Source organism: Aquimarina sp. EL_43 (genome assembly GCF_943422735.1).
Lineage (GTDB): Bacteria > Bacteroidota > Bacteroidia > Flavobacteriales > Flavobacteriaceae > Aquimarina > Aquimarina megaterium.
Window position 1 is genome coordinate 1,758,017 of record NZ_CALSBR010000001.1, and the last position, 13,673, is coordinate 1,771,689.

Annotated in this window: 13 protein-coding genes; 7 read left to right on the forward strand and 6 right to left on the reverse strand. The window is 32.3% G+C overall.

The window, feature by feature from the left end:
* Window positions 1–141: 141 nt before the first annotated feature.
* The gene (gene purD, locus NNL09_RS07925; RefSeq protein ID WP_196911016.1) at window positions 142–1,413 is read left to right on the forward strand and encodes a phosphoribosylamine--glycine ligase; all 1,272 of its coding nucleotides are present in this window, start codon (window positions 142–144) and stop codon (window positions 1,411–1,413) included.
* Between the two features lie 116 nt (window positions 1,414–1,529).
* Here purD and NNL09_RS07930 read toward each other — a convergent pair whose 3' ends face one another.
* On the reverse strand, window positions 1,530–1,760 hold the full coding sequence (locus NNL09_RS07930; RefSeq protein WP_025665419.1) for a hypothetical protein: 231 nt from the start codon (window positions 1,758–1,760) through the stop codon (window positions 1,530–1,532).
* Between the two features lie 126 nt (window positions 1,761–1,886).
* Between NNL09_RS07930 and NNL09_RS07935 the strand changes: the two genes are divergently transcribed.
* The 3 genes from NNL09_RS07935 (at window position 1,887) to NNL09_RS07945 (ending at window position 4,790) form a co-directional block, all read left to right on the forward strand.
* On the forward strand, window positions 1,887–2,807 hold the full coding sequence (locus tag NNL09_RS07935; RefSeq protein ID WP_152538302.1) for a DUF6427 family protein: 921 nt from the start codon (window positions 1,887–1,889) through the stop codon (window positions 2,805–2,807).
* A gap of 329 nt (window positions 2,808–3,136) precedes the next feature.
* Window positions 3,137–3,745 carry a DUF4254 domain-containing protein gene (locus tag NNL09_RS07940; protein ID WP_196911015.1) on the forward strand — a complete coding sequence of 203 codons (609 nt, stop codon included), beginning with the start codon at window positions 3,137–3,139 and terminating at the stop codon, window positions 3,743–3,745.
* The gene (locus tag NNL09_RS07945) at window positions 3,732–4,790 is read left to right on the forward strand and encodes a glycosyltransferase family 9 protein (RefSeq protein WP_254514223.1); all 1,059 of its coding nucleotides are present in this window, start codon (window positions 3,732–3,734) and stop codon (window positions 4,788–4,790) included. The genes NNL09_RS07940 and NNL09_RS07945 overlap by 14 nt, the downstream gene beginning before the upstream one ends.
* A 67-nt stretch (window positions 4,791–4,857) precedes the next feature.
* On the opposite strand, the gene NNL09_RS07950 is transcribed toward NNL09_RS07945, so the two are convergent.
* The gene (locus tag NNL09_RS07950) at window positions 4,858–5,910 is read right to left on the reverse strand and encodes a ferredoxin--NADP reductase (protein ID WP_196911014.1); all 1,053 of its coding nucleotides are present in this window, start codon (window positions 5,908–5,910) and stop codon (window positions 4,858–4,860) included.
* Window positions 5,911–6,139: 229 nt separating this feature from the next.
* On the opposite strand from NNL09_RS07950, the gene NNL09_RS07955 reads away from it, so the two are divergent.
* On the forward strand, window positions 6,140–7,612 hold the full coding sequence (locus NNL09_RS07955; RefSeq protein WP_025665414.1) for a DUF5687 family protein: 1,473 nt from the start codon (window positions 6,140–6,142) through the stop codon (window positions 7,610–7,612).
* A gap of 5 nt (window positions 7,613–7,617) precedes the next feature.
* Window positions 7,618–8,319 carry an ABC transporter ATP-binding protein gene (locus NNL09_RS07960; protein ID WP_025665413.1) on the forward strand — a complete coding sequence of 234 codons (702 nt, stop codon included), beginning with the start codon at window positions 7,618–7,620 and terminating at the stop codon, window positions 8,317–8,319.
* Window positions 8,320–8,364: 45 nt separating this feature from the next.
* Here the strand turns inward: NNL09_RS07960 and NNL09_RS07965 are convergent, their stop codons facing one another.
* The 4 genes from NNL09_RS07965 to NNL09_RS07980 all read right to left on the reverse strand — a co-directional run bounded on the left by NNL09_RS07965 (window position 8,365) and on the right by NNL09_RS07980 (window position 10,646).
* Window positions 8,365–8,742, reverse strand: a complete 378-nt coding sequence (locus tag NNL09_RS07965) for a hypothetical protein (RefSeq protein WP_196911013.1) — start codon at window positions 8,740–8,742, stop codon at window positions 8,365–8,367.
* Between the two features lie 33 nt (window positions 8,743–8,775).
* Window positions 8,776–9,096 (reverse strand): hypothetical protein, encoded by a 321-nt coding sequence (locus NNL09_RS07970; RefSeq protein ID WP_196911012.1) that lies wholly within the window; start codon window positions 9,094–9,096, stop codon window positions 8,776–8,778.
* A 103-nt stretch (window positions 9,097–9,199) separates the two neighbouring features.
* Window positions 9,200–10,270: an AraC family transcriptional regulator gene (locus NNL09_RS07975; protein ID WP_196911011.1), complete on the reverse strand. Its 1,071-nt coding sequence runs from the start codon at window positions 10,268–10,270 to the stop codon at window positions 9,200–9,202.
* Window positions 10,271–10,454: 184 nt separating this feature from the next.
* The gene (locus NNL09_RS07980) at window positions 10,455–10,646 is read right to left on the reverse strand and encodes a hypothetical protein (RefSeq protein WP_025665409.1); all 192 of its coding nucleotides are present in this window, start codon (window positions 10,644–10,646) and stop codon (window positions 10,455–10,457) included.
* A gap of 378 nt (window positions 10,647–11,024) precedes the next feature.
* Between NNL09_RS07980 and NNL09_RS07985 the strand changes: the two genes are divergently transcribed.
* Window positions 11,025–13,664 carry a hypothetical protein gene (locus tag NNL09_RS07985; protein ID WP_231389209.1) on the forward strand — a complete coding sequence of 880 codons (2,640 nt, stop codon included), beginning with the start codon at window positions 11,025–11,027 and terminating at the stop codon, window positions 13,662–13,664.
* Window positions 13,665–13,673: the final 9 nt, after the last annotated feature.

Consider the following 13,673-nt stretch of genomic DNA (forward strand, 5'->3'; position numbering starts at 1 on the left):
GGTAGCATCTGATTATTAGATGCAAGATCGTTTTAATTTGAGAAGCACATAAAAAAATCATGAGTTTTTATATAGAAAGAATTAGCTATACAACTACGAATAAACTATTTTTGAGCTCATAAAAACAAGCCATAATACATCATGAATATTTTAGTACTCGGATCAGGAGGTAGAGAACATACATTTGCTTATAAAATTGCACAAAGTCCGATTTGCGATGCCTTATTTGTTGCACCTGGTAATGCAGGAACGGCTGGTATAGCTACTAATGTAGCTATTGCAGTTACAGATTTTCCTGCGATCAAAAACTTAGTGTTACAAGAGCACATTGAAATGGTTGTAGTTGGCCCAGAAGACCCATTGGTAAGAGGAATAAGTGATTATTTTGCTGAAGATAGCCAATTGAAAGATGTTGTAGTTATTGGTCCATCAAAAGAAGGAGCACAATTAGAAGGAAGTAAAGAATATGCCAAAGAGTTTTTAATAAGACACAATATACCTACAGCAGCATATCAAAGTTTTACCGCAGCTACTGTTGATGATGGAAAACAATTTTTAGAAACTTTACAGGCGCCCTATGTGTTAAAAGCAGATGGTTTGGCAGCAGGAAAAGGTGTATTAATTCTTCATGACATAGATGAGGCAAAAGCCGAACTTGAAAATATGCTAACCAACAAAAAATTTGGTGCAGCGAGTGAGAAAGTTGTGATCGAAGAATTTCTTGATGGTATAGAGCTTAGCGTTTTTGTACTTACCGATGGTAAAAATTACTTAACCTTACCAACAGCCAAAGATTACAAACGTATTGGAGAAGGAGATACAGGATTAAACACAGGAGGTATGGGGGCTATCTCACCAGTTCCTTTTGTAGATGATATACTTATGACCAAAATCGAAGAACGTATTATTAAACCTACTGTAAAAGGATTAGAAAAAGAAAATATAGATTATAAAGGTTTTATTTTTATCGGGCTTATTAAAGTAGGCGATGATCCAAAAGTAATTGAATATAATGTACGCATGGGCGATCCAGAAACCGAGGCAGTCCTACCGAGAGTAAAGACAGATTTAGTACAATTATTTCAGCATGTTGGAAATCAATCACTGGATAAGGTCACTCTCGAGTTGGATAAACGTAGTGCCGCTGCCGTAGTAACTGTTTCTGGAGGATATCCCGAAGCTTATGAAAAAGGAAAAGAGATTACAGGAATAGATACGATTACAGATTCTATTGTTTTTCATGCAGGTACATCTCTTAAAGGTAGTAAAGTAGTTACTAGCGGGGGGAGAGTAATGGCTATAACCTCATTAAATGAAGATTTTAGAAAGGCTGTTAAAACATCATATCAAAGTATAGAAAAACTTAATTTTGATAAAATGTATTATAGAAAAGACCTGGGATTCGATTTGTAACGAGCATCGCTTTGATATAAGACAATTAAAAAGGCGTTTAATTTATTATAAATTAAACGCCTTTTTAATATTAAATACCTGAGAAATCTTAAGAATTACTTCTTAATCACAAGGTTTTAGTTTAGAAATGAATGTGCAGTAGGATCTCTATTCTCCTCATTATTATCATTAAATTTCTTTAATTCCTTCATCCAATATATAAAAGCAGCAAAACCAATAAACATAAACGCCCAATTAAGCATATTAGCACCAAACCAGCTTTCTAACTCTAATGCTCTAAACCAGTCAAAAGGAATAAATAATATGTCTACAAAAAGGGATGCTATTGCTTCAAAAAAATCTTTCATAACTTGTTCTATATTTTTTTTGTAAAAAGTCTAAAGAGGTAAACTAAAAACTTTTTATAAATTAGTTCAATAATACCTAAAGACAATACCATACTATTGTCTGGTGCAAAAATATAAAAAATAGTAGTGTTATCAAGCTTTTTTAGTAAATCAAAACCCATTAATTACATTGCTGTGGCATTGTATATGAGTATACTGTTTGGTATTGCCCATTATAGAAAGGGTTTTGAGGTAGAAAGTAGTCATATCTTGCTAACAGCTACTGGTATTTTTTTGTATATTTTACCAATGTTAGCTCTTAATTTTGTGGCACAAAAAAACAACCTTACCAATAAAGGTACATTTACAATACTTTTATATGCTTTTCTTACCGCAATATTACCAAATTCTCTAACCAGTTTTCCTATTTTGTTAGCAAATGTATTTGTATTACTAGCGCTACAAAATATCCTACATCTGCGAAATGAAAAAAATATTAAGGCCAAAATTTTTAATGCATCAATCTTCATCGGCTTAGCTTCGTTAGCTTATTTTTGGAGTATTGGGTTTATCATTTTGGTTTTTTTAGGAATATTGTTTTTCGATCCCAAAAACTATAGAAATTGGATTATTCCTTTTATTGGGATTAGTATGATCTATGTGTTTGCAAATTGTTTTACACTGTTATTTTATGATTCGTTTTTTGCAATTGCAACTTATGTTGATCCGATATCATTTTCGTTTCATACTTATTTTATAAAAGAACACCTTTTCTCTGTAGGGATAATATCTATCTGTATTGTATTCTTTTTCTCAATATACCTTATCAAGTTTGGTAGAAAAACAGCGAATACAAAACCTATATTACGAGTTGTTATTATCTATTTGATTGTGGCGATTGTAATAGCAGCTATTGCACCAAGAAAAGATACTTCTGAGTTGTTTTTTATAGCAACACCTCTTTCTCTTATTGGTACTACATATCTCGAAATGAATTATCATCAATTTGCTAAAGAAATTAATATTTGGGTATTCATCTTGCTTCCATTTACAGTATTATTGTTCTAAATAATATATGATAAGAGCTTATAGCGTATTACAATCCTCGTTAGAAACATATTATACCTAACTCAACCATATAATTTTTGTTGAGGTAGATTGAATTATCATATGCTAAATACTATTGCAAAATATAATACCTTTGTACCTGCCGAAAAAATAAGGTTGCGCACATATGATTGTTCTGTATATTTTGAATTAATACAGTTAAAACTGATTTTGGAAGAATTGGCTTTAACAACAAATTGCGAGTAATTCGACGCTCATAAAACACAATATAGAAAACATATGAAGATACTTTATAGAATATTTACAATTTCAGAAAAATAATAGCACAGATGTTTACCGATAAAGCAAATTCCATTTTTAAAGAAGTTATAGAAAAATACCATGTGATCGATAGTGTTGATCAAGAGTTTTCAAATCCATATGATAGTAAATCACAAGCAATAGAGCATTTGCTATATCGAAAATGTTGGATTGATACCGTACAATGGCACTATGAAGATATCATACGAGATCCAGAAATTGATCCAATTGCAGCCTTAAAGCTAAAACGACAGATTGATGCTTCTAATCAGGATCGAACAGATATGGTAGAATATATTGATAGTTATTTTTTAGAATTGTATAAAGAGATAACGCCAAAGTCAAATGCTACCATTAATACAGAAAGTCCTGCATGGGGAGTAGATAGATTGTCTATTTTGGCATTAAAAGTATATCATATGCATGTAGAAACGATTCGCGAAGGGGCTACAGATACTCATAAAGCAGCATGCCAAAACAAGTTGAATGTATTACTAGAGCAACAAGTAGACTTGTCTACCGCTATTGATACATTGTTGAATGATATCGAAAACGGGGATAAATACATGAAAGTGTATAAGCAAATGAAAATGTACAATGATGATGAATTAAACCCAGTATTACGTGGCGGGAAGTAATCTAAAGAAATCTAAAAATTCTGAAACGAACGTTCTGGTGATTCGCCTCTCGGCTATGGGTGATATAGCAATGACAGTTCCTGTTTTAAGAGTTTTTAGAGCTACCTATCCCGATGTAAAACTAACAGTACTTACCCGAAAATTTTTTGAACCCATATTCTCTGATATTGAAAATCTAGAGGTGTATTATGCAGATGTAAATAATAAACATAAAGGCTTTATTGGGCTTACGCGATTATCCAATGAATTGCGTAAACAAAATATAAACGCTGTTGCCGATATGCATAATGTATTACGCTCTAATGTACTTAAAACTTTATTTTTGTTACGAGGGATAAAAACAGTTCAAGTAGATAAAGGTCGCGCAGATAAAAAAGCATTGACTCGATCAAAAAATAAGGTATTCAAACAATTAAAAACAACACACCAACGGTATGCTGATGTCTTTTCTGAATTAGGCTATCCTATTGATCTCACAACTCATAAATTCCCGAAAAAACAATCGTTAACACCAGAAATTCTTTCTATAACCCAAAATTCAACAAAAAAATGGCTGGGTATTGCACCATTTGCACAATATGATAGTAAGACCTATCCATTAGCATTAATGATTGAGGTAATCGAGACCTTGGATAAAGAAGATAGGTATGAAATTTTCCTCTTCGGAGGAGGTAAACGAGAAATGGATATTCTAAATAATATAGAAAGCAAGTATAAGAATGTAACCAATATCGTTGGGAAACTATCTTTTGAAGATGAGCTAAAACTTATAGGTAACTTAGATGCTATGGTATCAATGGATAGCGGTAATGCACATTTAGCAGCAATGTACGGAGTGCCAACAATTACACTATGGGGAGTAACGCATCCGTTCACTGGTTTTATGCCTTTTGAGCAACCTATGGAACGTGCTGTTTTACCAAATTTGGCAAAATATGACCAGATTCCAACTTCAATTTATGGTAATAAAGTACCTCCCGGTTATGAAAAAGTGATGCATACCATAAAACCAGAAACCGTGGTAGACGCGATTAACAAATTATGATAAAATTGCCGTTACGGGCATTTTGAATATCACATGACTACTTTTCTAATAAGGATTGTCGATTCTATTATACATCATCAAAATCAACAGTAATCGAAGCAGTGGTTGGGTGTGCCTGGCAAGCCAAAACTAGTCCTTCTTCTATTTCTCCATCGGTAAGAATGCTATTCTTTTCCATTACAGCATTGCCTTCGGTGATTTTGCAAATGCAAGAACTACACACTCCTCCCTGGCAGGAATAAGGAGCATCAATATCCTGGTCTAGCGCTGCATCAAGAATTGTTTTTTTCTGATCCATAACAAAACTAAACTCCTCATCATCTACCAATACTTTAATATTCGATTTTCCTTCAAGATTAGTATCTATTTCTGTTGCAGAAGCACTACTAGTAAAGAGTTCAAAATGGATGTTATCTTTGGTAATGCCGTTGTCTTGTAAAATTGAAGTTACTGTATTGATCATTTCTTCGGGACCACATAGATAGAATGAAGTAAAAGAAATGTCTTTAAATTTATTTTTTACGACATAATTTACAGTTGACTTTTCTATTCTTCCAAAGTGTGCGTTATCTTCCTGACTTCTACTATATATAAATTCTATAAATAGACGATCAGAATACTTTGCTTGTAATTCTAATAATTCTTTATGAAAAATAGTCTCTTCTGGAGTCTTATTTCCGTAAACCAAAACAAAACGACTATTGGGTTCTTCTTCAAGAACAGCTTTGATCATACTCATTACGGGAGTAATACCACTACCTGCTGCAAAAGCAGCATAAGAATTATTTGCTTGGGTATTAGGAGTAATTGAGAAATTACCTTCGGGAGTATGAACTTCGAGTACATCGCCCTCTTTTAATTTGTTATTCGCAATAACCGAAAATGTACCTCCGGATATTTCTTTAACAGTCACTTTAAGAATATTACTTTTTGGAGAACTACAAATAGAATATGCTCTACGTACTTCTTTTCCTTCTACTTCGGTTTTGATAGTAATGTATTGACCTGGAATAAAAGAATAGGCACTCTGTAATGTTGTTGGTACTTCGAATGTTATAGAAACTGCCAGGGGAGTTTCTCGAGTAATATGTTGTATGGGTAATTTATGAAAATCTGACATTGTATTGTACTAAAAAACCTAATTTGAAAACTTCAGTATTAAGAAGAATTCAAAGTAGACAGTTGTATGGGTCCGATAATATATCGGAATCTCATTTTTTAAATTTGTGACAAAAATAGTAAATGCAACCAGAGAAGATAGCCTTTACGAAAAAATTTAAGCAGTTCTTAATTGTTTTTTGTAACAAAATCTCATTTTTGATTACTAAATAGTTAAATACATCTTAACTATGTTTACCCGCTTCATCAATTTACAATGGAAATCTTTTTGGCGATCAGCTTCTTTAACCTCTGGATTATTTATGAAGTTCTTTATGGGGTTTTGGGCACTTTGGTTTATTGTGATGATGGCTTCGGGAGGAATCGGTGCCTTTTTTTTAATTAAAGAAGAGTTTAATCTGGACCCTCTAGAAACCATAAACAGGTTTTTAATATATTGGCTAGTAGTCGATTTATTGTTTAGATATGCCTTGCAAAAAATGCCGGTTATTAATATTAAGCCTCTGTTGATCCTTCCTTTCAAGAAAAGAAAAATCGTTTCTTTTGCTTTTGGAAAAACAGTATTTTCATTTTTTAATATTATTCATGCTTTCTTTTTTATTCCATTTTCTATTGTATTGATTGGAAATGAATATCCAGTATTTGATGTGTTATTATGGAATATAGGATTGGCTGCATTAATCTACAGTAATAATTTCCTAAATATTATTTTAAACAAAAAAGACAACCTTATATTTATCATAGGAGGTGTTTTGGCAATTCTAGGAGGATTACATTATTTTGAATATTTTGATATTACAACATATACAACTCCATTTTTTAAAGGATTATATGAAATTCCTTTTTTGATATTGATTCCTATAGCGATCCTGTTGTTTTTAATAACCATATCGTTTCGATCCTTTGTAACCGACCTGTATCTGGATGCAGGATTAGCTACTAAAACCAAAAATGTAAAAACAGAAAATCTGGAGTGGTTAGATAGATTTGGTAAAACTGCAACCTTTCTTAAAAATGACATAAAACTCATAAAAAGAAATAAGCGAGCCAGGTCTACAGTTTTGGTGAGTATTCTATTCTTATTTTACGGATTGTTGTTTTTCACAGGATCTGTAGAGGCATATGATGGACCCGTTTGGAGAATTTTTGCTGCCATTTTTGTCACCGGTGGATTTCTATTAAGTTTTGGACAGTTCGTACCGAGTTGGGATAGTTCGTATTACCCATTAATGATGAGTCAAAATATTCGCTATAAGGAATATTTATCTTCTAAATGGTGGTTAATGGTAATTGCAACATTGATCTCTACGGTATTAGCATCTGGGTATTTGTATTATGGATGGGAAGTATATCTTGCTATCGTGGTAGGGGCGATCTATAACATAGGAGTGAATTCTCATGTGGTACTATGGGCAGGAGCCTATGTAAAAACACCTATTGATTTAACCAGTAACAAAAATGCATTCGGAGATAAGCAAGCCTTTAATGCTAAAACCTTACTACTATCATTGCCTAAAATGGTTTTACCTATGATATTATATGCAATAGGTCATTATGCGTATAGCCCTTATGCAGGATATGCTCTTGTAACTGTTGCGGGTATTGCAGGATTCGCATTTAAAGATGCAGTTTTTAATAAAATAGAAAGGATTTATAGAACAGAGAAGTATAAAACGATCTGGGCGTACAAACAAAAAAAATAAGAAACATGATATCAGTACATAATCTAACTAAAACATATACCGGAAATACCGTACTTAATATTGAATCTCTAGAAATACAGAAAGGAAAGAGTTTTGGTCTGGTGGGTAATAACGGAGCAGGAAAAACAACTTTATTTAGTGCTATATTAGATCTTATTCAACCGACAACAGGGTATATCGAAAATAAAGGAATTAAAGTTAATGAAAGTGAAGAATGGAAATCGGTTACTTCAGCATTTATTGACGAGACATTCTTGATAGGGTATCTTACTGCAGAAGAATATTTTTATTTTATAGGAGAACTTCGTGGGCAAAATAAAGCCGATGTAGATGCGTTATTATCTGGTTTTGAAGACTTTTTTCATGGTGAGATTTTAGGGCAAAAAAAATACTTAAGAGACCTCTCTAAAGGGAATCAGAAAAAAGCAGGTATTGTAGCTGCACTTATTGGTAATCCAGAAGTAATTGTTCTAGATGAACCCTTTGCGAATTTGGATCCAACTACACAAATTCGATTAAAAAAAATAATTAAAGAACTATCTACAGATCCTAATATTACAGTTTTAGTGTCTAGTCATGACCTAATGCATGTTACAGAAGTATGCGAGCGAATTGTAGTGCTGGATAAAGGACAAGTAGTAAAAGATCTTTCTACATCAGAAGAAACACTTAGAGAGCTTGAGGCACATTTTGGTGAAGAAGAATAAGAAAACATGCTATCTTTTATTGTATTTAAAAGATAGCATGTTTGATTAGTTACATTTTACCCATCTGCCACTGCTGCCGGTTTCATCCCATTTGTGAGCATTTCCTCCTTCGCAATTAGGAAATCCAGTAGCGCAACGTTTTGTTTCTGTGATTGTAACAACATATTTTTTTTCACAAAGCCAAAGACAACTCCAATGTTTTTTACAAGATACATCTGTATAAGTACGCTCTCTGGTTGTTCCACAGTCATCCGTTCCTCCACAAACCCAACCTCCTGTATGATCTTCAGAAAACTCTACATTTACAAGTTTGTCTGATATTGTATTGTTTTTAAAACTAGTGAGCATAAAAACAAAAATTATAATTGCTGTTATGGATAACAAAGCGGGCTTAATTGTTTTTTTCATTTCTTGTGGTTTCATAATTATATTATTTTAAAAGTTAATAAAAGAAGTTTAGGGACAATTTGAAGATGAAGAAAACCCTATAAAGACGTTTCTATACTCATCGGTTGCTATTTCCATTCCTCCACAAAAATGGTATTTTCTATCTTCTCTATATTTAGTACAAACGCCAAGCAAACAAGAAGAACAAAATTCACGCTGAGGCCTCCAACCAGTGGTGCAATCCATATTTTCTAAGGTAGGTTTTTTTAAGTTGTTGGCATTTAGATTTTCTAATGGAGTCATTAAGAAAATGGATAATAAAATTGCACATAATAAGACAAGCGAAGTTTTTATGAATTTCACTTTTGATGCTAAGAAATACTTTTTCATGATTTGTTGTATTTAAGTGATTAATAAATTATTATTCAGCATAAAATTATTGACCAATCATGATTTATGACATATAAAAAACCTTGTAAAACGTTAACTTAAATTATTCTTTACTCTTTCTTTTATTTAAGTTTCGATATTTAGAGGGTGTTGTAGCGGTATGCTTTGTAAAGGCCTTATAAAAAGTGACCTTATTATTAAAACCAGACTCTGTAGCAATAGCTTCTATTTTATAAATGTTGTATGCAGTGTCTTTCAATAATTTTTGAGAATATGTTACCCTATGTTTGTTTACGTAATCATTAAAACTTTCTTGAATAAATTCAGAAAAAGTCTGTGAAATTTGATAAGGTTTCACATTAAGTTCTTCAGCCAAATACCTAATGGTGAGGTCATTTTTTAGAAATATCGAATCATAAATAAATAGATTGGTAATTTTCTTTTGAATTTGAACCATATCGTCATGATCCAATGTAGAGTTCGAATATTTTTTTTTAATCTCTTTCAGAAATTGAGGATTTTTATAGAGAATAATCCCAACAACAAAAATCATGATGTTGTTAAACAAATAATAGTAAGCAAATTGACGCCAGCCATCAGCGAATAGAGTAAGGAATGAAATAATCAGAGTAGAACAGATGTATATAATCGCAAGTGTAAATAAATATACTAATACGTTTGAAGAGAGTTTGGCCTTGTTTTTTTTGGTTATATAAATAATGGCAATTGCGTATAGTAGTTGATGAATGGCCCTGGCGTAATTTATTGGCATAATTTGATCTAAAAAACGTTCTCTCATATATTGTAAACGTTCTTCATTGGGTAACATTAAAATGTCTATTATGAGAATATATGTAATTACGAATGCTATAAAATGTAAACTATCAATTTTTGAATATCGGTTTTTGTCATAGATAAAAGAATGAAAATGAAACCATAAAAAAGGACCATAAAGAAAACCCATATCAAAATAAAACCACCCTAAAAACTCGGGATAAATTATAGATAGTTTACTGGTTCCATAAAGAAATACTAATATTTCCAAACCAAATATTCCCGAAAAAAAAGCAATTGTCCAGCTTTTTAGGTTTTTAGAATGTTTGAAGAAAACTCCACCAGAAATAAATAGAATTATGAATGCCTGTATGAGAAGAAAATACCTTATGATGGTCATAAAAAATGGATTAACTACTCTACTTTTTTGTTAGTACCAATACAACACTTTGGAAAAGAGAATAGCAAGAAGTCTTTCGATATTAAAAGAAAGATTATTAGAAGATGTGTTCTTTATTTTAAAGGGTACCAAAAAAAATTGTTTTCAGCACCCTGTTATTTTTGGATTAATTAGAAAAAAGTATTTAATTCCAACATGTGCCACCTGGCTGTAGACCTGGATAAGAATCTAAAAAGCATAATTCTACGGCATAACAACATCCCTGACCCCCAGGGCAATCTTGATGACTGGTACAAAGCCTGTGAGCACCACCCATAATTTTTTGCTGTTGCTTTTTGTTTAGTGCCTTACCTAAGTTTAACAATTTTGATTTCATAATAAGAGTTTTAAGAGATTTTTGCCTTAAACATTTATAGACACTTAAGACATGAGTCTAAAATTTTGATAGGATAATAGTCTATAAAAATCACAATGAATTTATTGAATAATTTTTACCTAGAAAACAAATCACGATCATATTTAACATTTTGATAATCAATAAAATGTTGATGTTGTGATTTCCTTAATTTTGGATATAATATTTTGATCAATAATCGATATAGTAAAAAAAGAGAGCTTAAGCCGAGAAAAAGATGTTAACAACCGGTTTTTTAACGAAAGAAATGTATTTTTACAACGCACACATAATTTTTGTGTACAATCAACACACTAAAAGTCAAGTTTTTTAGTTATCACACGTATAAATTTATCTGGTTTGGGCAGAAAATTATTAAAGATCGCACTGATATTGCTTTTGGCAATTGTAGGATTTGCTTGTTCTCGTAAAAAGGACAAGTTTATAAATCGTACATGGCATGATGTTACTACAAAAAATAATACGCTATATAATGGCCGATTGGCTTTTGATATAGGTAAGGAAGATATCATTCAGTCTTATAAAGACAATTTCTGGGAGTTACTACCCGTAGAAAGGATGATTGTAAGTGAAGATGTTAGACTTCCTAATGAGGTGCTTAATAAAAACTTTGATAAGGCAGAGGAAAAGGCTGTAAAAGCAATCCAAAAACATAGCATGCTTATTGATAATAAGGAACGTAACCCTAAAATCGACGAAGCATTTTTGCTATTAGGCAAAGCTCGTTATTTTGAACAACGTTTTGTGCCGGCATTAGAAGCTTTTAACTACATTTTATATAAATATCCCACAAGTAATACGATCAATCATGCCAAAGTATGGAGGGCCAAAACTAATCTTCGCCTTGATAATAACGATAAAGCGATAGAGGATCTTACTCGAATGATCGAGCAGGAGTTTATGAAACCTCAGGATTATGCCGATGCTGTAGCTATGATGGCTCAGGCGTATATTAACTTAGAAAGAAAAGACTCTGCTGTTACTTATATTACCAAAGCTGCCGTTCATACCAGAAAAAATGAAGAGAAAGGCAGATATTTGTATATAAAAGGACAATTATTAAATGAGTTAGGCTATAAGGATAGTGCAAATTACGCTTTTGATCAGGTTATTGAACTTAATAGAAAGGCGCCCAGAAAATATATGATGAATGCCTATATGGCAAAAGCTCGAAATTTTAATTATGAGAATGGCAATAAAGAAGAGTTTCTTGAATTATTAGCTGATCTTGAAAAAAATCGAGAAAATCGACCGTTTTTAGATAAAATATACAATCAAAAAGCAGTCTATTTTAAAACTTTGGATTCTATTGATCTGGCTGTAGCATATTATAATAAATCATTACGAACAAAGTCTGAAGATAAATACTTAGAGTCCCTTAATTATTATACTCTTGGAGATATTAGTTTTGATAGAAAAGAGTATGCTATCTCTGGAGCGTATTATGATAGCACACTTCAGCGAATGATTGTAGATTCAAAACGATATAGGGTACTAAAGAAAAAGAGAGACAATCTTGAAGATGTTATTTTATATGAAGGTATTGCCAAAACAAATGATAGTATTCTTACTGTTTTGGCCATGTCGCCAGAACAAAGAATAACGTATTATGCAGAGTATACCAATGCGTTAAAAACAAAAGCTATAGAAGAAGAAAAAGCTGCAGAAATTGCCAGAATAAAGGAAAACTTACCTGTAGAACAAAGGTATAGACAGCCAGGTTCTGGATTTGGAACAGATACTAAAGGGCCAAAGGTAGAAGGAGGAATCTTTTATTTCTATAATCAAACTACTGTAGCTTATGGTAAAACTGCATTTAAAAGAACATACGGGAACAGAGAATTACAAGACAATTGGAGAGTTTCAAGTATTTCTAATCCAGGTGCTGTTTCTGCAATAGAGGAAGAGAAAAAGGATGAATACTCTATCGATACCGATCCAACATTTGATCCGCAAACCTATATTGCTCAATTACCGACCGATCCTTCAGCTATAGATAGTCTTCAAACTGATCGTAATTTTGCCTATTATCAACTAGGAGTTATATATAAAGAGAAATTTCAGGAATATGGATTAGCTATAGATAAATTCGACAACCTATTGCAGAGCAATCCCGAAGAACGATTAATTATTCCTTCTAAATATAATTTATACAAAATCTATTTGGCACAAGGAAACACCTCGAGATCTAATGCAATGATGCAGGATATTATTAATAATCATGGAGAATCGAGATATGCCAAAATTCTTCAGAATCCTGATGAAGCATTAAAAGATGATGAAAACAGTCCTAAATCTATATATAATAGGTTGTATAGGGATTTTCAGAACCAAAAATATGCGTCTGTAATAAAAGAAAGCGATGAGATGATTATAAAATTTGGAGGAGATGAAGATTTTTTACCCAAATTCGAATTATTAAAAGCTCAGGCGATAGGACGATATAGGGGATTTGAAGCCTATAAAGAAGCACTTAATTATGTGTCTCTTAATTACCCTCAAAGCCCAGAAGGTAAAAAGGCACAGGTGATCTATCAGGTTACGATTCCGCAAATTCAGGATAATGCATTTTTGACTAATACAGACGAGCAGAATAACCATAAGTTGATTTATGCATTTTCTGCTTTTGGAGACAATCAAGCACAAGCATTAAAAGAACAAATAGAAGCCATTATCAAAGAACTTCGATATGAGAAGATGAAAGTTTCCTTAGATGTATATAATAAAGATCAACAATTTGTAGTTGTACATACAAACGGGAGTAGATTAGCAGCAGAAGGATTTGGAGAATTATTGTCTTTGGGTAAGACCGAAGACACCCGTGGTGTTGATTTAACAAAGTGGAACAGGAAAAAGAAATATTATGAAAAAGTAGAGGCTGCGTATTTTACGATAGCATCTCCAAATTATCGAGTACTTCAGATTCATAAAAATCTTGAAGAATATGCTCAATCAGAACCAGAATTAGAAACCGAATAATCATTTAAT

What these genes read in the sequence shown, in the direction of transcription:
- purD (WP_196911016.1), top strand. Translation starts at nt 142, where the DNA reads ATGAATATTTTAGTACTCGGATCAGGAGGTAGAGAACATACATTTGCT.
- NNL09_RS07930 (WP_025665419.1), bottom strand. Translation starts at nt 1,760, where the DNA reads ATGAAAGATTTTTTTGAAGCAATAGCATCCCTTTTTGTAGACATATTA.
- NNL09_RS07940 (WP_196911015.1), top strand. Translation starts at nt 3,137, where the DNA reads ATGTTTACCGATAAAGCAAATTCCATTTTTAAAGAAGTTATAGAAAAA.
- NNL09_RS07950 (WP_196911014.1), bottom strand. Translation starts at nt 5,910, where the DNA reads ATGTCAGATTTTCATAAATTACCCATACAACATATTACTCGAGAAACT.
- NNL09_RS07955 (WP_025665414.1), top strand. Translation starts at nt 6,140, where the DNA reads ATGTTTACCCGCTTCATCAATTTACAATGGAAATCTTTTTGGCGATCA.
- NNL09_RS07960 (WP_025665413.1), top strand. Translation starts at nt 7,618, where the DNA reads ATGATATCAGTACATAATCTAACTAAAACATATACCGGAAATACCGTA.
- NNL09_RS07965 (WP_196911013.1), bottom strand. Translation starts at nt 8,742, where the DNA reads ATGAAACCACAAGAAATGAAAAAAACAATTAAGCCCGCTTTGTTATCC.
- NNL09_RS07970 (WP_196911012.1), bottom strand. Translation starts at nt 9,096, where the DNA reads ATGAAAAAGTATTTCTTAGCATCAAAAGTGAAATTCATAAAAACTTCG.
- NNL09_RS07975 (WP_196911011.1), bottom strand. Translation starts at nt 10,270, where the DNA reads ATGACCATCATAAGGTATTTTCTTCTCATACAGGCATTCATAATTCTA.
- NNL09_RS07980 (WP_025665409.1), bottom strand. Translation starts at nt 10,646, where the DNA reads ATGAAATCAAAATTGTTAAACTTAGGTAAGGCACTAAACAAAAAGCAA.